Annotated in this window: 15 protein-coding genes and 1 pseudogene; 12 read left to right on the top strand and 4 right to left on the bottom strand. The window is 58.7% G+C overall.

Going from position 1 to position 18,021, the window contains the following annotated elements:
* Nucleotides 1-458 precede the first annotated feature (458 nt).
* Together MOV76_RS08860 and MOV76_RS08855 are read left to right on the top strand one after the other, a co-directional pair.
* Entirely contained in the window at nt 459-3,986 is a 3,528-nt protein-coding gene (locus MOV76_RS08860; protein ID WP_018246313.1) for an adenylate/guanylate cyclase domain-containing protein, read from the top strand.
* Between the two features lie 41 nt (nt 3,987-4,027).
* Nucleotides 4,028-4,288, top strand: a complete 261-nt coding sequence (locus tag MOV76_RS08855) for a DUF4242 domain-containing protein (protein WP_018246314.1) — start codon at nt 4,028-4,030, stop codon at nt 4,286-4,288.
* A gap of 212 nt (nt 4,289-4,500) precedes the next feature.
* Here MOV76_RS08855 and MOV76_RS08850 read toward each other — a convergent pair whose 3' ends face one another.
* Together MOV76_RS08850 and MOV76_RS08845 are read right to left on the bottom strand one after the other, a co-directional pair.
* Nucleotides 4,501-4,806 (bottom strand): DUF982 domain-containing protein, encoded by a 306-nt coding sequence (locus tag MOV76_RS08850; protein WP_131704153.1) that lies wholly within the window; start codon nt 4,804-4,806, stop codon nt 4,501-4,503.
* Nucleotides 4,807-6,388: 1,582 nt separating this feature from the next.
* Nucleotides 6,389-6,625 (bottom strand): RT0821/Lpp0805 family surface protein, encoded by a 237-nt coding sequence (locus tag MOV76_RS08845; RefSeq protein WP_245308411.1) that lies wholly within the window; start codon nt 6,623-6,625, stop codon nt 6,389-6,391.
* Between the two features lie 658 nt (nt 6,626-7,283).
* On the opposite strand from MOV76_RS08845, the gene MOV76_RS08840 reads away from it, so the two are divergent.
* From MOV76_RS08840 to MOV76_RS08815, 6 genes and pseudogenes are all read left to right on the top strand, one after another.
* On the top strand, nt 7,284-7,943 hold the full coding sequence (locus MOV76_RS08840) for an ABC transporter ATP-binding protein (RefSeq protein ID WP_018246323.1): 660 nt from the start codon (nt 7,284-7,286) through the stop codon (nt 7,941-7,943).
* The gene (locus MOV76_RS08835) at nt 7,940-10,348 is read left to right on the top strand and encodes an ABC transporter permease (protein ID WP_247264348.1); all 2,409 of its coding nucleotides are present in this window, start codon (nt 7,940-7,942) and stop codon (nt 10,346-10,348) included. The genes MOV76_RS08840 and MOV76_RS08835 overlap by 4 nt, the downstream gene beginning before the upstream one ends.
* On the top strand, nt 10,338-11,405 hold the full coding sequence (locus tag MOV76_RS08830; protein ID WP_130719159.1) for a lipocalin-like domain-containing protein: 1,068 nt from the start codon (nt 10,338-10,340) through the stop codon (nt 11,403-11,405). Before MOV76_RS08835 ends, MOV76_RS08830 begins: the two co-directional genes overlap by 11 nt.
* 107 nt (nt 11,406-11,512) lie before the next feature.
* Nucleotides 11,513-12,262 carry a sulfite exporter TauE/SafE family protein gene (locus tag MOV76_RS08825; protein ID WP_065276505.1) on the top strand — a complete coding sequence of 250 codons (750 nt, stop codon included), beginning with the start codon at nt 11,513-11,515 and terminating at the stop codon, nt 12,260-12,262.
* Between the two features lie 484 nt (nt 12,263-12,746).
* Nucleotides 12,747-13,031 carry a DUF1778 domain-containing protein gene (locus tag MOV76_RS08820; protein ID WP_130653719.1) on the top strand — a complete coding sequence of 95 codons (285 nt, stop codon included), beginning with the start codon at nt 12,747-12,749 and terminating at the stop codon, nt 13,029-13,031.
* Nucleotides 13,031-13,473: pseudogene (locus MOV76_RS08815) on the top strand (GNAT family N-acetyltransferase); the annotation flags it as partial. The gene MOV76_RS08820 and the pseudogene MOV76_RS08815, both read left to right, overlap by 1 nt.
* Before the next feature lie 204 nt (nt 13,474-13,677).
* On the opposite strand, the gene MOV76_RS08810 reads toward MOV76_RS08815, so the two are convergent.
* Complete coding sequence (locus MOV76_RS08810) at nt 13,678-13,890, bottom strand: hypothetical protein (RefSeq protein WP_165403074.1); 213 nt, start codon at nt 13,888-13,890, stop codon at nt 13,678-13,680.
* A gap of 616 nt (nt 13,891-14,506) precedes the next feature.
* On the opposite strand from MOV76_RS08810, the gene MOV76_RS08805 reads away from it, so the two are divergent.
* The 4 genes from MOV76_RS08805 (at nt 14,507) to MOV76_RS08790 (ending at nt 17,340) form a co-directional block, all read left to right on the top strand.
* Nucleotides 14,507-14,767, top strand: coding sequence for a DUF982 domain-containing protein (locus MOV76_RS08805; RefSeq protein ID WP_247264347.1), 261 nt, complete (start codon nt 14,507-14,509; stop codon nt 14,765-14,767).
* 674 nt (nt 14,768-15,441) lie between these two features.
* A complete protein-coding gene (locus tag MOV76_RS08800) occupies nt 15,442-15,798 on the top strand; it encodes a YidB family protein (protein WP_065276509.1) in 357 nt (118 codons plus the stop codon).
* Nucleotides 15,799-15,853: 55 nt separating this feature from the next.
* The gene (locus MOV76_RS08795; RefSeq protein WP_018483799.1) at nt 15,854-16,309 is read left to right on the top strand and encodes a hypothetical protein; all 456 of its coding nucleotides are present in this window, start codon (nt 15,854-15,856) and stop codon (nt 16,307-16,309) included.
* 329 nt (nt 16,310-16,638) lie between these two features.
* The gene (locus MOV76_RS08790; protein ID WP_247264346.1) at nt 16,639-17,340 is read left to right on the top strand and encodes a DUF899 family protein; all 702 of its coding nucleotides are present in this window, start codon (nt 16,639-16,641) and stop codon (nt 17,338-17,340) included.
* A 19-nt stretch (nt 17,341-17,359) separates the two neighbouring features.
* On the opposite strand, the gene MOV76_RS08785 is transcribed toward MOV76_RS08790, so the two are convergent.
* Complete coding sequence (locus MOV76_RS08785) at nt 17,360-17,989, bottom strand: J domain-containing protein (protein ID WP_065276511.1); 630 nt, start codon at nt 17,987-17,989, stop codon at nt 17,360-17,362.
* Nucleotides 17,990-18,021 lie beyond the last annotated feature (32 nt).

Genomic DNA, 18,021 nt, shown 5'->3' with positions numbered 1-18,021 from the left:
ATCGAGTCTAACGTCGGACCCCAAGGACTTGCGCGGCTCTGGTCGGTCGGAAAGTTCCCCTATTGTATAACCCGGATTATCTAGTCATATTACTTAAGAGCTAATTGATTTATTGTTGCATGGATTTTAGTATCCCCAATCCGGGAAAATAGCCAAGGCAGCCCATACAAAGCTAACCATTTCTACGTCTTAGTGTCGCGGCAGCGGACTGAGCGACACTGCAAGCTTACTACATCACGTTGCGCCTCGGCCCCAGTTCGGCTAGGGCTGCGAACGATTTCATCGATGGCGACGCGGTCGGCGACCCGACGAAACCGCCCCTACAGGCGTTCTATGGTGGGCTTGGCATCGACACGGCAGTGTCCCACGGCCTCCGCGCGCAATATAAGATTGAGCCGCCGATGTCGCTGATGAATTCAGGCTGATGAATTCCGGAGGCGCAAGCGGAATGGACGTCGATGCAGACGATTGAGGATTGGCTCCGTCAACTCGGTCTCGGCCAGTACGCTGAAGCCTTCGTCAAGAATGACGTTGATCTTCGGGCGCTTCCTCATCTCGCGGAATCCGACCTCCAGGAGCTCGGTGTCTCGCTTGGTCACCGGAAGATTATTCTAGCTGCTATCAATGGACTTGCGCAGCCACGCCTAGCCGAACAGCCCCCTGCTTCAGCCGCTTCCGAAACCGCGTCCGAAGCTGCGGCTGACCGGCGACTGCTCAGCGTGCTCTTCTGCGATTTGGTCGGATCGACAGCGCTGTCTGCGCAGCTCGATCCTGAAGACATGCACGAGTTGATACGTCGTTACCAGGATAGCGTTGCCAGCGCAGTTACGCGGTTCGGAGGCTACGTCGCCAAATATCTCGGAGATGGCGTGCTTGCCTATTTCGGATGGCCTATGGCTTACGAGGATCATGCTGAGCGTTCAATCCGGGCCGGCCTCGAAGCAATGGCCGCCGTCGACGCCCTGCAGTCTCCGAACGCGCAGCAATTGAAGGCTCGCATCGGCATCGCATCCGGGCACGTGGTCGTTGGCGACACCGACGGCAGCGCGAAGGAGCGTGCATCGATCGCGGGAGACACTCCAAACCTGGCAGCACGCCTGCAGGGCGCAGCCGCCCCTGGCCAGATCGTGGTCTCAGACACCACCCGCCGCCTCGCCGGGCAGTCGTTCGATATCCGGAGCCTCGGCGGGCAGGACCTCAAAGGCTTCGTCTCACCCATTGCGATGTTCGAAGTCCGAGGTCAGCGAGCGGTGGATAGCCGTTTCGAAGCCGCGCATGCCAGCGGACTTTCGAAATTTGTCGGCCGCGTTAGTGAGATCGGCCTTCTGCTCGAACGGTGGGAGTTGGCGAAGTCGGGGCAGGGCCAAGCGGTCTTTCTGTCGGGAGAGGCTGGCATCGGGAAATCGCGCCTTGTCGAAGCTTTTGAAGAGCGCCTGCAAGGGACGCAACATGAACTCATTCGATTGCAGTGTTCACCCTATCACGCGACCTCGGCCTTCTACCCGATTGTCGAGCGACTGAGCCGGGTCGCTTCGTTCGACCCGGCAGATGACCGGTGCATTCGTCTCGAAAAGTTTCGCGCCCTAGTTCGCCGCTATGGCGAAAGTCCCTCCGAAGTTGGCGCGATCTATGCTGAGCTGCTGTCGCTCGACTTGGGCGACGAGTTCAGACCGCCGGATCTCTCCGCGCACCAACGCAAGGAACTTCTCGTCCGGACATTGGCTAATCGTTTGCTGCTTGCGGCCAAGATCGCACCGGTGCTCCTGGTCTTCGAAGATGCGCATTGGATCGACCCATCCACCAGCGAAGTGCTGCGGGAATTCGTCAGCCGGCTTCATGGCATCGCAGCCCTAGTCGTCGTGACCCATCGCCCGGAATGGAGAGCGGATTGGGCGAGCGGACTGGCGCAGGCGACGACGCTCTCCATCGGGCGCCTGACCAGGCAGCAAATGCACGAACTCATCGAATCAATGGTATCCGACATTCCCGAACAGCTTGCCGAAAGGATCGCGGAGCGAACCGACGGCGTGCCGCTGTTCATCGAGGAGCTCACACGCTCTGTCGTGGAGAGCGGAAAGGCGTCGTCGCTCAACGCTGAGATCCCGGACAGTCTGCAGGGCTCGCTGATGACACGTCTCGACCGTTTAGCGAAGACGACCAAGGAGATTGCGCAAATTGCCGCCGTGATAGGCAGGGAATTTGATCGGGGCCTTCTCTCAAAGGTCGCAGGCGTCGACGATCGAACGCTCGAGAAGGCGCTGAATCAGCTTGAGTCCAGCCAGATCGTCGTTGAAGACGGCGTCTTGCAGGATGCTCTGGTTTTTCGCCACGCGCTCATTCAGGATGCAGCCTATCAATCACTTCTAAACCGCCGCCGTCGACATTTCCACGAGGAGATCGCACGGGTTCTCGTCGACCAGTATGACGACGTCACTGCCACCCAACCCGAGCTCATCGCCCAGCACTACGAGAAAGCGCAGCGGACTGAGCTCGCGTTTCCCTTCTGGATGAGGGCTGGAGAACGTGCCCTTGCAAGGTCAGCCAACTATGAGGCGGTCGACCATTTCCAGAATGCCCTGGCGATCGCAGAGCGAATACCCAAGGGACCTGTCCGGCGAACGAATCTCCTCGCCGCGATCCTCAGGCTCGGGGACGCCCTTTTTGCTGCTGGCCGGATGACGGATTCGCTGGCGCAATACAGGCTGGCTGCGCAATTGGCACGCGAAGGGGCCGACACGCAGGCCTTTGTTCGCGCAGTCATCGGTCTCGACGGCTCCAAATTCCTCTCCTCGAACTCGCTTGCCGAAACCGTGCCGCTTCTCAAGGAAGCCCTGACGATGGTTCAACCAGCAGATGAGAGTTCCCGGTGCCAGCTTCTCAGCCGCCTTGCGCGGGGATACACCTACCTGAGCGACAGCAATAACGCCGCAAAATACGTTGTAGAGGGAATCGAACTAGCCCGACGGGTCGGAGATAAAACTGCGTTAGTGGAGCTCTCCGCTCTGCCATTCCTAACACCGGCACCGGTTAAGTCCGTCAGGGAGAGAAACGACCGGCTCGCTCGCGTAGATGAAATAAGACGCCTCGCGGATGAGATAGACGACGACGATGTGAAAAGCCGTGCGCTTTCAGTTGAGGCGTACGTCTCTACCGAGCTCGGCGATCGCGCCCGAGCCGATCGGGCGGTTGACGCACTAGACGAACTTGGGACCAAGCGGCAGCATCTCAACATCCAGTTCTACGCTCGTATCGCAAGAGCGATGATGGCTATCCTCGATGGACGATTCACCGCCGCAGAGGCGCTTGCTGACGAAGCTCTGATGCTGGGCATGCGTACTCTTGGCGAGGCGGCCGAGGGCGTCTATGGAATGCAGATGTTCGCGATCCGGCGGGAGCAGAGCCGCCTGTCGGAGGTCGCACCGATCATGAAATTGTTGATCGAGGAGAATCCGGAGGAAGTCACGTGGTTACCAGGCTTTGCGTTGGTCGCCTTTGATCTGGGCTATCGGGAAGCGGCCCAGCGGAGGCTGAGCGAGCTCGCCCGCACCCGCTTCGCTCTTCCGATTGACGGTAAACGAAGCGCGTCTCTCTCGTTCCTGACGGAAGTCGCCGCCGGTCTCGGCGACGCGGATGCTGCTCAGACCCTCTATGAGCTTATGCTCGACTACAAGGAGATGACCGTCACAATAGGTATGGCAACCGTCTGCTTCGGCGCGGCAAGCCGCTATTTGGGAGTGTTGGCCGCCGCGCTGGGTGAATTCGACAGAGCGCCGAAGCACTTTGAGCACGCGCTCGAGATGAACTCGGCCATCGGCTCGCGGCCGTGGCTCGCGCACACACAGGCAGATTATGCGGACTTCCTAATGAAAATTGGTAGCCGGGCCGCAATAAAGAGAGCAATGTCTCTATTCGAGCATGCCCGGTCAACCGCGGCCGAACTGGGAATGGTCCGGCTGCAACAGCGACTGAAGCCAACGATTCATTAGGACCAGCAGTTCGCTGCTTTTAGTGGGAAGAAGGTCTCGTCATGCCACGCTACATCATTGAAAGAAACTTCGCAGAGCAACTCGATTTATCGAAAGAAGGGGTCGAGCAAATCAACCTGATCAACGACCAGGAAGGAGTGAAGTGGATTTTTTCCTTTCTCAGCGCGGACCGGAAAAAGACTTACTGCCTTTACGAGGCGCCCAACACTGAAGCCATTCTCGCCGCCGCCGGGAGGAACCATGTTCCCGCAGATGTGATCATCGAGGTTAGCGGGGAGATCGGCCCCAACATGTTTGCATAGCTCTCCTCGGCCAAGCACAGCTCGGGGTGAGGCGGCTGGGATCGTCCGGGCTGCCTTCGGCCGGAGTGTGACTTTTTTATTCGCGAGGACTTTGAAGGGCCCTGCAAAGCTATGATTGCCAAAGCTCGTTTGCCTGGGGCAGGCCCGCGGCACGATTTCGCAAGGGCAACGATACGCTGACAGACGAGTATTAGTTTGAAATGAGGACCTGCCTAGGATCGCGCCGACGCGACTGGTCTCCGCACGGGCACTGGCTGCTGGACGACGGTTAGAGCTGTGATACCCGCCTCATCGGCCGCACGCAGGAATGCGACCCGAAATTGCTCTGGAGCGATCTTACCGCTGATCGCGTCGACGCAAGCCTTCACCGCAGTGACGTATTCTTCGCCGTCATCGGTGGGCCAGTCCTTGAGCAGCATATATGCCGCGTCGCCGAGGGTGCGGACTATCCTGTGAACTGGCTGGCCGCGCAGAACCAGCCCGACGGGTGCGAATGCAGAGGTTGCGTCCCAGTCCATGTTCTCGACCGCCCAAGGCAGGGATCGCAATCCCCAAAGAGCACCATACGCGTATATTCGGAATCCGTAATTGACGATTGGTTACCTGACGTGACCAGGCGTGAAGGTATACCGTAGGAAAGGAGCGGGCGCTCTACGATTTGACATCGGAGCGCCCTAAGCTGCATCGGCCTTTGTTGCGATGATGGCCGATGGCTGGATGCCCTAATGATGAGATTCTGATGAGATTTCAACCTCCAGTGCGGCAGTTTCTGGTTGGATCGGAACAGGGACTCGGCGAAACATTCACTTTCACCGCCCATTTACCAGCTTTCATGCTGAACGCAGGTTCGTCTTGGAGGCGTTGGTTGTTTTGTTTAGAATGAAAACACTAACAAGGGTTGTGCTCGGTGCTATTCATTTCGATTGGACTTCTCATAGCCCACGTTGCCATTGTCGCAGCGATTTTCGCTCTTGTCGGCCAGCATCGATGGATGATTGCGCTTTTGCTAAGCTGGTATGGCATCGTCATGATAGGGGTCATCGCGGCCATTTGGGTTCACTATAAGAGATCGACCCGACGCGCGGAGCCGTCTCACTAAAATGCGGGGCACCTCAAACTCGAAGCCGGGTGGCGCGGTACTCGTTCTGTTCGAGACGGAACATCTCAAAGGCAGCATTCGAACTGCGCTCGCCCAGGCAACACTCACTCCGTGGCAACGGAACTTCCTGTCGGACGTGCTCGCCAGGTTGGAGAGGTGTGGCAGCAAGACGCGCTTGAGCGACAGGCAGTTGTCCAAGTTACACCAAATTCTCGGCGGTGAAGGTGCGGGTATTCGAGGAGCGCCGCAGAAACAGCGAACGACCCTGGACAGCAGGCGCTTCCAACGTCACGCACGGTCGTTCCTGTCACGAGAGGCCGCATGGTGGCGCAGGAGAATTCTCCGCGACACGATGATCGTGGCTGTCGTTGCGTCAGCTGGGCTCCTCTATTCATTATTCGAGATGGGCGAATTCGCATTCGAAGGCGCGTCCCGGCCGTCACCCATTGCGTCGGTCTTGGCCAAGCAGGTATTCACGATCACTGATGGCGATACAGTCCACGTTTCGGGAGAGCGGGTAGGGACGCGCCTGGTTGGCTTCAACACACCGGAGAAGTTCTCGCCCCAATGCGAATACGAGCGCCAACTGGGGGAGCGGGCATCGGCACGGCTTCGGGAGCTTGTCGCCCATGGCAGTGCTCGGCTTACCAAAGTCGCATGTGCCTGTGCGCCGGGCACCGAGGGTACGAAGATATGCAACCATGGGCGCTACTGCGGGACCTTGCTTGTCGATGGGAGGGACGTCGGGAGCATTCTGATCAGCGAGGGCCTTGCCGTGCCGTTCATTTGCGGAGAGACCAGCTGCCCGCCAACGCCTCGGCCGTGGTGCAAGGCGTAGCCCAGTTTGAAAACCGGGATTTAGAATGCCTTTATTCCATGGACATCGGGGTATGCGATACAGCCGCGTCCCCTGGAAGTGGTAGCGGTACCTGCGATCGTCCGGTGGCGAGACTACTATCGCCAGCGTGAGGGAATCGCTGAACCCGATCCAACTTGGGTTCCTAGTGCAAGCCCGAGCCGTTTAGCTTCCAAGATCCATCTGCTGGACAAGCGACACCATTGAACCGAGTCACGCCCTCAAGACTCTGCTTGCTTGTGACGAAGTCGCGGCATCCGTCTGGATTGTTTGTGCCTGGCCGGACTTGCTCGATAACCCCAGCGCTGCCAGTGGACGGGTTAGCCCACGCTAGCGGATCAGAACCGACCGTGGCCCGTCCCACGGTTTCGGCAATCACCATTTGGTCGGTGATCGGAACTGCCGTCGAAGCGACCGGAGCAATTGTGGATGTCTGAAGCGGCTCGGGGTGTGAGCAAGCGGTAACCACCAGCACAAGCGACACAAGGGTAGTCACGATCAGTTTTGAAAGCATAGAGTGACAAACCAGCCATTCGGATCTGCCTATTGACATCGCATTGTGACCAGATGCGGGCGCCATCCCTTATCTGTTGTGGATGATGACGCTTTGCGGTGCGGTACTCTCGGCAGGTTGTGCTGGTTTCGCAGCATATCTAATCTCGATGCTTCGAGGTGCTCACTCTGCACGAACTCCAGCGATGTGGCATGGATATTAACCGTGCGAGCTGGGTCATCATGCCCATCTTGCCGCGGCTCGCTTGGTCCAGCGGCCGAACGACTGTTCTCCGTCGCTCTTCAAGCTTGGAATTCTACTGTACCGCAAGTTGACATGGCGATTAGGTATCGACTCCTTGGTTCGTCGTGGGGCCACGCTGACTACGAGCTGAAGCGATCCCAGTTAGCGGTAGGTCGCGGCGAACGTGGTAGGCTTGGCCCTTCAAAGGTGAACGTTTCGGACCAAGGTCTTGTGATCCTCCGAATAAATTCTTAGGTCACCCATAGGTCGTTGCATTCTGCGAATCCCTGACTAAGAGACCGACATGATCCTTACCCTCTCAGGCGTCAGAAAATCCTACACCACGGCCGAGGGGCTAATCGAAATACTAAAGGGGGTCGACCTTCAGGTGGCCTCTGGCGAAAGCGTGGCCCTGACGGGAGAGTCCGGCAGTGGCAAGAGTACGCTGCTGCACCTGGCTGGCTGCCTGGATCGCGCGGATAGTGGATCCATCGTCATGAACGGAAGGGACATCCGGCAGCTTAATGAGAATGAATGCGCTCATTACCGTAGAACCCAGGTGGGCTTGGTTTTTCAACAGTTTAATCTCATCCCTTCGCTGACGGTCGCTGCCAATATCTCATTCCACGCAAAGCTCGCCGATCGATTTGATCCTGCTTGGGAGATGGAGCTGATTGGCAAATTGGGGCTGCGTGATTACATCAGCCGCTACCCCGAGCAACTATCTGGAGGTCAGCAACAGCGCGTTGCGATTGGGCGGACCTTGGCCGCGCGGCCGCCACTCATTCTCGCGGATGAGCCAACGGGCAACCTGGATGAGCAGACCGGAGACAGGGTCCTAGATCTTATGGTCAGTCTGTCACGGACCGCGAGGTCCGCTCTTCTGCTTGTGACTCACTCCGCAAGGCTTGCAGGCGGTCTGGATCGAATAGTGGTTCTTCGCGGCGGGAAGATTGTCGAATGAACCTCGTCGCCTTCGCAGCGCTGCTGTCGCACTGGCGCCGAAAGCCGCTTCAGCTGCTCACCTTGGTCATGGGAATAACCCTCGCAACGGCGCTTTGGTCCGGCGTCCAAGCAATCAATGCAGAGGCTAGGGCAAGTTACGCACGGGCATCATCGGTTCTCGAGCAAGGAAGCCTTCGGCAGATCGTTGCCAAGGAGGATGATGGTATTGCGACCGCGGTATATGGACGCCTTCGCCGAGCAGGCCTGAACATTTCGCCTGTCATCGAGGGCAACTATCGCTTTGGGCCGGTGCGGATAAGAATGGTCGGCATCGAGCCGCTGACCATGCCCAGGGGTAGTTCGGGCGTGACCATCGCAAACGGTGCGGAGCTCTCCGGCTTCTTTTCCACCACTGGGCTTCTTTTGGTATCCGCCGCGACTGCCGAGCGGCTGCGTGGCAACACGGAAATGGCCGTCAAAGTCCACGGCAACGTCCCAGACGGCGCTGCCTTCGTGGACATCTCCGTAGCGGACAAATTGCTTGAAAAACATGGAAAGATCGACCGTCTGGTCATAGCTCCCGAGCAGCGGGTTACAGTTCAAGCTCTCGAACAAATAGCGCCGGGGCTGACCATTCGCGAACCGGCCGACCAGCCGGATGTCTCTCGCCTCACGGACAGCTTCCACCTTAACCTGACCGCTTTCGGGTTTCTGTCGTTCGTCGTCGGTCTGTTCATCGTTTACTCCACAACAGGCCTGACCTTCGAACAGCGTCGCGGTACCCTTCGAACACTGCGATCTCTTGGTGTTTCCCTTCGGACTCTGGCCGTCATGATCGTGGTTGAACTGTCGATACTGGCCCTGGTTTCCGGCGTTCTCGGGGTTATTCTCGGCTACATCATCGCCTGGCTCTTGATGCCGGGTGTCGCTGCCACCTTGCGGAACTTGTATGGGGCGAATGTGTCGGGCTCGCTGTCAATTCGGCCCGAATGGTGGCTAGCGGGACTGGCGATCGCTCTTGGAGGGACCGGCGTTTCCTCGGCACAGAGCCTTTGGCGCGTCTGGACACTGCCGATCCTCGCAGCGGCTCAACCAAGGGCGTGGGCGAGAGCATCAGCGCGCTCGCTGGTTTATCAGGCTGGAGCTGGCGGATCGTTGCTAATATTGGCAGCCCTCCTTGCAATAGCCGGGTCCGGCCTTGTCGCGGGCTTTGCAGTACTCGCTTGCCTGCTTCTCGGAGCGGCACTGATACTGCCAGGGCTTATTGCCGTTACCCTGATCACGGCTCAACAGTTCGCAAGAAGCGCTCTTATGGAATGGTTCTGGGCAGATACCCGTATACAGCTGCCGGGGCTGTCGCTGGCCCTAATGGCCCTTCTTCTAGCATTGTCGGCAAACATTGGTGTCAGCACGATGGTTTCCAGTTTCCGATTGACGTTTATCGGATGGCTTGATCAACGCTTGGCCGCAGAGCTATACGTGACCGCCAAGGATGACGACCAGTCCGAGCGACTGCGGACTTGGCTTCAGCGGCACGCCACAGCAGTCCTTCCGATCTGGAGCGTCGACGGTGAGGTCTCAGGTGAGCAGGTCCAGATTTTTGGCGTCGCAGATGATCCGACCTATCGGGAGCACTGGCCACTGATCGCTTCCGATAAGGACGTGTGGGGAAAGGTTGCTAACGGGCAGGGCGCTCTCGTCAACGAGCAGATGTGGCGTCGTGGTCAAGCTAAGATCGGCCAGCCTTTGGTTATGCCGGGTGGGTGGACTGCTACCGTAGTTGGCGTTTATTCAGACTACGGAAACCCCATCGGGCAGGTAATTGTTGGCATCGATACCTTGGTTGATCATTACCCGAATGTGCCGAAGCACCGATACGGCGTCCGCGTGCCTCCCGAGCAAGCCCAGGACCTGAAACTTCAGCTAGTCGCGGAATTGGGTCTGCCTGAGACAGCGATCGTCGACCAGGCTTCACTCAAGCGACAGTCGCGAGCCATCTTCGACCAGACATTTAAGGTGACAGGTGCACTGAACGTCCTCACGCTGGCGGTGGCGGGATTTGCCATGTTCTCAAGCCTCTTGACCCTCTCTGGAATTCGGCTTCCGCAGCTTGCACCAGTCTGGGCGATCGGTGTGCGGCGTCGAGATCTGGCTCTATACGAAATTGCCCGGACACTGGCGCTGTGGCTCGTGACATTTCTGGCGGCGATTCCGGTCGGTCTTACTCTGGCATGGGTGCTGCTTTCGATTGTGAACGTGGAGGCTTTCGGGTGGCGCTTGCCGATGATGGTCTTTCCGATCGACTGGCTCTGGCTGGGAGCGATTGCGCTGCTGGCGGCGTTCTTGTCGGTGCTGGTGCCCGTCAGGCGCCTGGCCACGATCAATCCTGCAGACCTGCTTAGGATTTTCGCGAATGAACGTTAGAAAAGTTTCATCCGCCTTTGTCGCAGTGGCTATGGTCTCTCTGGCTGAACAGGCGTCGGGGCAGGGGTTCGCCGGACTGGGATCGGATGCACAGGGCTTTTCGATCCCGGAGCGTGGACGCGATCTCTCGTTTCCTGCCGATCATGGCGCTCATCCGGATTATCGGATTGAGTGGTGGTATGTCACCGCCAACCTCAAGGGTCAGGATGGCAAGCGGTATGGGGCGCAGTGGACATTGTTTCGATCCGCTCTGGCTCCGGAAGAAAGGCCAGGCTTCGCAGATCCCCAGCTATGGATCGGGCATGCGGCGATTACCACCCAGTCTCACCAGTTCGTCGCCGAGCGCTTGGGCCGGGGCGGCGTTGGACAGGCAGGCGTCGAGGCCACGCCGTTTCGGGCATGGATCGACGACTGGCAGATGACTGGTTCCACTGAGAGCGCCTTTGACCTTAGGGATCTTTCGGTGACTGCGAGCGGGACGGATTTCAGCTTTGGCTTGAACCTTGGCGCCGACGGCCCGCTCGTGCTGCAGGGTGATAACGGGTTTTCTGTGAAGTCATCAGGCGGGCAGGCGAGCTACTACTACTCGCAACCGTTCTACAAGGTCTCCGGCGCAATCACGATCTCCGGATCCCCGGTGAAGGTCACCGGGAGAGCGTGGCTGGATCGGGAGTGGTCGTCTCAGCCGCTCGCCTCAAACCAGACAGGCTGGGACTGGTTCTCATTACATTTCGACTCTGGCGAGAAGCTTATGGCCTTTCGCCTTCGCGATGATAAGGACGGCTTCATCTCCGCGAACTGGATATCCTCGGACGGGCGAACGACACCCCTGTCGAAAGAAGAGGTTCAACTGGAGCCTTTGCGGAAGGCAACAGTCAAGGGGCGAGAGATACCGGTGGAATGGCGAATACGCGTTCCAGGTAAGTCGCTCGATATAAGAACCAAACCGTTGAATGACCAGTCCTGGATGGCGACATCGACGCCATACTGGGAGGGGCCGATAGATCTCAGGGGTTCAATGTCAGGCGTCGGATATCTCGAAATGACAGGATACTAGTCGTGGGGCGGACTCTTATGGACGCACAACGTCGTACGGCAATGTGACCGCGGTATTGGACAAAAGGCTCGGCCGAAATCAGGCTTGGGTGCTAAGGCGACCTGAACATGTACGATATAATGCTTCTTTTCCTTGCTGGCTTGTTAGCAGGCAGCATGAATGCGTTGGCGGGCGGCGGGTCGTTCGTATCCCTGCCGGCGCTGATATCGGTCGGAGTGCCGTCGGTAGCCGCAAACGCGACAAGCACCTTAGCCCTGTTCCCCGGCGGTATGGCGAGCTCGTGGGTCTACCGTGATGGGGTTAGGAGTGTGTGCGGCGTCAATGTCGTGCCCATTGCTGTCGTGACGGTGATGGGTGGTGTGGCCGGAAGCATTCTATTGCTGCTAACCCCTTCGAGGATTTTCGATGGTATCCTGCCATGGCTTTTGCTGGTGGCGACATTGATGCTCGCTGCAGGTCCGAGGCTCAGCGCCCAGTTGCAGACGCAGGCACGTCCGAGTGTTCTGGCGTTCGCAACGGTTCAGTTCTTTCTCGGTCTTTATGGCGGCTATTTTGGCGGCGCGGTGGGTCTCATGATGCTTGCGGCGTGGAGCGCGCTCGGGGGCGGGGACATCAAGAGCCTGAATCCGACAAGAATGGTGATGGTAACCGCCGCCAACGCAGTCGCCGTCATCGTCTTCGTACTTGCCGGGGCAATCGTATGGCAGGAGTGCATTCCCATGACGATTGGAGCCATTATCGGCGGGTGGATCGGAGCGCATATCGGACGAAGGCTGCCATCATCGGTGGTTCGGCTGCTAACTCTCGCGGTGGCCTTTTTAACGACGGCGGTGTTCTTTTCGCGAGCTTACCTTTGAGCGGAGGTACTGTGCCCCTCAGGCTCTCAGTCAATAATTTGCAATTGAAGGAGCCGAAGCCCCGCAAAATGCTCAAGGGGCTCGACGAATGGGTCGCGGGAAAGCGTCGATCCAGCGGATTTGATTGAGAACACGCGAACGATCGTCATTGCCGCCGAATATTGGCGGCACGCAGATGAGCTTGTGCCCTGTGTTCGCCTTTCCAAATGCGCGGATTTGCTGGTTCGTGGGCGAGAGGCGCGATCCCGGGCTGCTGGATCACTCAACTAGCGCCCGCAATGCGGCGGGCGCGTTCTCGAAGGCGTTGGGATTGAGGAACTGGCGTCGCCAGTTTCTTGTCTAGCGGTGAAAGCCGGGCTTCCGATCGAAAGCGATCAGCGCCCATGTCCAGAACGAACCGAAAGGGAGGCTCTGGGGATAAACCCGCAACGTCGCAGGAAATAGATACACCCGTTGGTGGTATAAGGCCTTGAAGGAAAAGGCCATGACCAGGAAAAACGCCACCGATACCCATACCCGCGCCGTTAACTTGAGGGTTCGTGAGGACGTTCGCGTCCTGATCGACCGCGCCGCCAAGGCCCACGGGAAAACCCGTTCGGATTTCATGATCGACGCATCGCGCCGTGCCGCAGAAGACGCGCTTCTCGATCAGACATTGGTGCGGGTCGATCCTGACAGCTACAAACACTATCTCGCCGTCCTCGACCAGCCGCCAGATAGCGAAGGCTTCGAACGGTTGATGAAAGCTCCCAAACCCTGGCAGCCGTAATGTTGTCTGCACCGACGCTTCTCGGCGAAGCGCACGATCTCCAGCGATTCGACAGCGGGCACGACAGCCTTGATGAATGGCTGCGCCGCAGGGCGCGGGCCAATCAGGTCAACGGCGCATCGCGAACCAATGTGGGCTGCGAGGGCGAGCGCTTTGTCGGTTATTACTGCCTCTCATCGGGAGCGCTGGCGGTTGCGGACGCTCCGGGAGCGATCCGGCGCAACATGCCCGACCCGGTTCCCATGGCAGTCCTTGGCCGTCTGGCCATCGATTGCAACTGGCAGGGAAAAGGAATCGGAGCCGCGCTGTTGCAAGACGCCATATCATGGGTATTCGCGGCCTTCTGGTTCACGCGATCTCCGATGAGGCCAAGGCCTTCTATGAGCATTTTGGATTTGCAGCGTCGCCTGCGAATCCTATGGCCTTGGTGTTATCATTGAAAACTCAAGTAGGCCTGATCGGTGAAAACAGTCGCTCGTCTGACAACCCAACGACGGTCGGCTCGATCGAGCTGCCAGGCCGACAAGCAACCGATTCTGGACGAGTTCGTCGCTGGCAGAGGTGATCGATCTTATGCCTGCAATCATCAAGCGGATCTGCCCAAGGACGAGGAGCTCACTCCCATCAGAAAGAACGTCGCATGATCTCAGTCAGCAGCATGCACCTGAACGCCGCGGCAGAGCAGTCCCCAAGTCGGGCTTCGTTGGGCCTCCTGGGCGTCAGCTTGCGTCATCGGATCGTCGCCGTCGTCTGGCTCGGGGCCATCAGGCGGCGGAGTCTCTCCAGGATCTCGCTCAGGTTCGGGATTGCCGATCGGCGGCGCTGGCGGCGGAACGATAGGCTCGTTGGGTACGGACATGATTTCCTCCATACTGGAAAACTCGCCTGTCCTTCCGTTTATTCAAGAGTGGTGCCGTGATGAGATGCTTTTCTCGAGCAGCGAACCGACCGCCGCCGGCGGTCTCGGGCCATGGCCCACTCCTTGATAAGGAAGGGCAAGGGTACAAACGTCAAAAAAGCCTGCGCCCTCGCGGAGAAGACGGACAAGGCGATCCGACGGTGGTGCAAGCAGTACGGCATCGGCCGCTCCATGCCTGGCTCGCCGATCGACATATCCGTGCCGGCTTTGGACGGTGAAACATGGCGACGTGGCAGTGCTGGAGCCGGTCCGGCAGGGGCATCGCGGCCATCCTCGGATTAAGCGGTATCGATGATGTCGGCGTTGCGGAGTAATTCGGGGCGTTCGACTCGCGAACATGTCGGCGGCCATGGTGGCTTCAGCACGGGTAAATGAGGCTGGCGCATTTCCCCGCCAACAGGTGCCTATGCTGACGTTGGCGATGCTGAGGCGACTGAAGCGCCGTTAAGACATGGTCTCCTTTTCATGATGCGGCCTTCGAAACGAGCTTTGGCAGAAGATCACGGAACAGTTCTTGCACGGTTACTAATATATTTACCGTGGGAGAACTAAAGTCATGAAATGGCACACATCCGCAGAGTTTACCCCTCTGATGTTCGTTGTAAGCGGGTCGGAAAAATACAAGCTTGTCGCGACCCTTTTCCAGGCTGCCGAAATGTTGACGGCTAGCTGGCCGATCGACGATGGAGAAGAATATCTTATAGCGATCAGAGCGTGCCGGAACGCAATTCATGGGGAAATTCCGGCTCAGGATGCGCGAGCAGCGCTTATCCGTGCCGCCGATGAAGCTGGTATTCCGGTGATCACCGTTCACTGAGCACTTTCAGCCCGCGCTCGGCCACCAGTTCTTTTTAGCCTCTCTTTGGCGACAAGCGCCAGCTTCCTTTCCTTCATGCACTGCTTGCGATCCTATCTCCGGCGTGTCGACGCGATGCCACAGACTAAGGGAACACCCTCCCCCAGCAATCGCATGTTCCGCTCGTCGCATTTACCGTGCCGCCGTCGCCGACGGTCAGCGATGAGCGGATGATCAGCCCTGCAATCATTGAATGATACTCCCACGCCCAGCCGCCTCGAGCTTCCGCCTTGGTGCCTGTTCTTATGGGTACGTTTTACGCGTGACGTCTCTTACCGATTCAGTATCGCAGCAGATTTACACATGATTTGGCCCGCCCTTGCAGGATGAGGCAGGTTGTCAGCCGCCTGCCGTTCCGCCTCTGAAGCGAAGGTGGCCACTGAATTGTCATTATGAATCCTCATTAATCTCTCTCTGTGAACCAAGTGCGTTCCACTGAAATTTTCAATAAGCAAACGCTACAACTTCCTCGCACGGCTCTCCATGGACCGAAGATCGGGGCGTTGTTGGGATTCTTCAAACCCGTGAAACGGGGGCGCAAGGGCGCCAGAAGCGGAGTGGCCTTTGTTCATCGGAGGTTCATTCAGCAGGTGTAAGCGTTTGTGGTGTACGGCGAATAAACCAAGGGGAGTGTCATGGGGCTTTTCGATGGTTTAGGCAGTATCGTCAGCGACGTCTTGAACGGTAGGCCAGTCAATCTTCTGGCGGTCGCCGAAGATGTTTTCCAGAATGCCGGCGGACTCGATGGCGTTCTCACGCAACTCAACCAAAGCGGGCTTGGCCATCAGGTAGCCTCCTGGATAGGCTCGGGCGATAATATCCCGATCACCGCGGACCAAATTCGCGCAGCGCTCTCGTTGGAGCAGCTACAGGGCCTCGCCTCCAAACTCGGCATCGATATCAGCAAGGTACCCGAGCTGCTCGCGGAGCACCTTCCGACGGCCGTAGATCAGGCAAGCCCCAATGGAACCCTCCCGTCGTCAGCGTCCTAACGCCGAGGCGGAAGCGAAGACTGAAACGTTAACATCATCGACGGAGGCCAATCATATGTCACACAAACTGCTTCTATCTGCTGCCGGCTCGCTGGTTGCTGCTTTTATCATGTCGTCGCCGGCGCATGCGTTGACGATGAAGGAGTGCAGCACAAAGTATCAGGCTGCCAAGGCCGACGGTTCCGCCAAGGACGTGAAGTGGAACGACTTCCGCGCAAAGTTCTGCGGCGCGGACGCTGCTGCTGCCGACAAGGCTGATGAGGCGGACGTTACCGCCACGAGCGAGAAGGAACCGGCAAAGCCGACGACTGCGGCGCCGAAGAGCGTCAAGTTCCCGAAGGCGATCGACAAGAAATATTCGAGTGAGACGCCCGGTAAGGCCCGCCTGCACACCTGCGTCGACTCCTACCATGCCGCCAAGGATGCCGGCACGCTCGGCGACCTTAAGTGGATCCAGAAGGGCGGCGGCTATTGGAGCCTCTGCAACACCAGCATCAAGGCCGCTGGCTGATCGAATCCAGTCTCCAGCAACAGTAAAGGCCGCATCCCTAGCGGCCTTTTTCTTTCGCCAAACCGAGGTGCGAGGCACCGCGGGCCATAGCCGATGACGATGTTGGCGTGCACGCTCATCGTCTTTTACGGCTTCGCCGATCGGCTGCTCACGCGCGATCTTGATGTGCTGGGTTATGGCGAACCGGACGCCGAGCCGGACAAACCGCGGGGCGAATATTTTCCGTCGGCACTGTCGATTTTCGCATCAGCCGATCGTCCTTGTCATGATGTGCTGGCACCCCGGTCGTGGCTTCAGCACGTTCTCAGGCAACAGAAGGAGCTATTGTCATGGATAATCAGCATCTGGCACCCGCCGCCGTGCTTGCGGCCAAGAACGGCGTCCGGTTTCCCAACGAGAGCGAGGCGTATCGCAGCGCCCGCGACGCGCTGCTGGCCGAAGAGATCGAGTTGCGCCGGCACATCGAGCGTGTGGCAAGACAGCGCCGGGCGCTGCCGCCGGGCGGCGAGGTGACGAAAGACTACCGCTTCGAGGGCAGCGATGGGCCAATATCCTTCAGCGAGCTCTTCGCCGACAAGGAGACGCTGATCGTCTACAGCTACATGTTCGGCCCGCAACGCGAGCGTCCATGCCCGATGTGCACCTCGCTTCTGTCGGCCTGGGATGGCGAAGTGCCTGACATCCAGCAGCGCGCAGCGCTTGCCGTCGTCGCCCGCTCGCCGATCGAAAAGCTGCTCGCCTTCAAGAATGAACGCGGCTGGCATCACCTGCCGCTCTATTCCGATATGACGGACGACTATAGCCGCGACTATCACGCGATCGGCACGGATGGTGGGGATGGTGCCGCCTTCAACGTTTTCACGCGACGTGACGGCACCATCCGCCATTTCTGGAGCCAGGAGATGGGCGAGGTGACGGCTGATCCGGGCGAGGATCCGCGCGGCGCGCCCGACCTGATGCCGCTTTGGACTATTATCGATTCGACGCCCGAAGGCCGGCCGGCGGACTGGTATCCAAAGCTTTCCTATTAATAGCCGGCGTCGCCCGTCGTCAGCCGGTGGAGCGGTTTCTGGAGGCTTCGACCCATTCGATGCTGGTGACCGCGGCATCCGGCAGCGGCGACGGATCGATGTCGTAGACATAGCCGCTGAGCATGTCGGCGGCGCGTTCCGTCGCCTTTATCTTCGCCTCGGTTTCCGCGACCGCCTTGGAGATTGCTTCGATGCGGGCGCGAAACATGTGGGCGAGCACATCGCGGCCGGACTGTTTTTCGAGCCGTTCGAGATGCAGTCCGACGCGCGAGGCGTGGCGCTCCAGCTCGCTCTTGCTGAAACGCGCCTTGCGCAGTTCTTCGGAAAGGCTGTCCTGCATGACGGCGACAGGATCGAAACTTCCCGGTGCGCGCTCGTCGAGCACTGCGTCGGTGACGAGCTTCTCGATCATCACGAGCGCCTGCAATTCGGCCGCATCGGCGAATTCAACGTCGTAGCCGGTATCGTCGTAGACCTTGCGCCGGACCGGATCGAGAAGCAGCCCATAGGCTTTCTGCAGATTGGCAAAGGCTTCCGAATCACCACCCGAATCGGGGTGGGCAACCTTTGCCAGGCGCCGATAGGCGGCCTTCAGCTGCGCCTCGTCCGCATCGCGTTCAACGCCGAGAATATCGTATGGATCCGTCACGCCTGCTCCCTTGCTCCCCGGCACGTTGCGGG

The sequence above is a fragment of the Rhizobium sp. PRIMUS64 genome, assembly GCF_023006465.1.
GTDB lineage: Bacteria > Pseudomonadota > Alphaproteobacteria > Rhizobiales > Rhizobiaceae > Rhizobium > Rhizobium leguminosarum.
The sequence above is the reverse complement of the archived record's forward strand: the minus strand, read 5'-3'. Positions and strand labels throughout refer to the sequence as shown.

Bases quoted from the DNA above. Each gene is read 5' to 3' on its own strand.
- MOV76_RS08850 (WP_131704153.1), bottom strand. From the start codon at position 4,806: ATGGACTGGGACGCAACCTCTGCATTCGCACCCGTCGGGCTGGTTCTG.
- MOV76_RS08840 (WP_018246323.1), top strand. From the start codon at position 7,284: ATGATCCTTACCCTCTCAGGCGTCAGAAAATCCTACACCACGGCCGAG.
- MOV76_RS08790 (WP_247264346.1), top strand. From the start codon at position 16,639: ATGGATAATCAGCATCTGGCACCCGCCGCCGTGCTTGCGGCCAAGAAC.
- MOV76_RS08835 (WP_247264348.1), top strand. From the start codon at position 7,940: ATGAACCTCGTCGCCTTCGCAGCGCTGCTGTCGCACTGGCGCCGAAAG.
- MOV76_RS08810 (WP_165403074.1), bottom strand. From the start codon at position 13,890: ATGTCCGTACCCAACGAGCCTATCGTTCCGCCGCCAGCGCCGCCGATC.
- MOV76_RS08855 (WP_018246314.1), top strand. From the start codon at position 4,028: ATGCCACGCTACATCATTGAAAGAAACTTCGCAGAGCAACTCGATTTA.
- MOV76_RS08800 (WP_065276509.1), top strand. From the start codon at position 15,442: ATGGGGCTTTTCGATGGTTTAGGCAGTATCGTCAGCGACGTCTTGAAC.
- MOV76_RS08830 (WP_130719159.1), top strand. From the start codon at position 10,338: ATGAACGTTAGAAAAGTTTCATCCGCCTTTGTCGCAGTGGCTATGGTC.
- MOV76_RS08805 (WP_247264347.1), top strand. From the start codon at position 14,507: ATGAAATGGCACACATCCGCAGAGTTTACCCCTCTGATGTTCGTTGTA.
- MOV76_RS08860 (WP_018246313.1), top strand. From the start codon at position 459: ATGCAGACGATTGAGGATTGGCTCCGTCAACTCGGTCTCGGCCAGTAC.
- MOV76_RS08820 (WP_130653719.1), top strand. From the start codon at position 12,747: ATGACCAGGAAAAACGCCACCGATACCCATACCCGCGCCGTTAACTTG.
- MOV76_RS08795 (WP_018483799.1), top strand. From the start codon at position 15,854: ATGTCACACAAACTGCTTCTATCTGCTGCCGGCTCGCTGGTTGCTGCT.
- MOV76_RS08845 (WP_245308411.1), bottom strand. From the start codon at position 6,625: ATGGTGATTGCCGAAACCGTGGGACGGGCCACGGTCGGTTCTGATCCG.
- MOV76_RS08825 (WP_065276505.1), top strand. From the start codon at position 11,513: ATGTACGATATAATGCTTCTTTTCCTTGCTGGCTTGTTAGCAGGCAGC.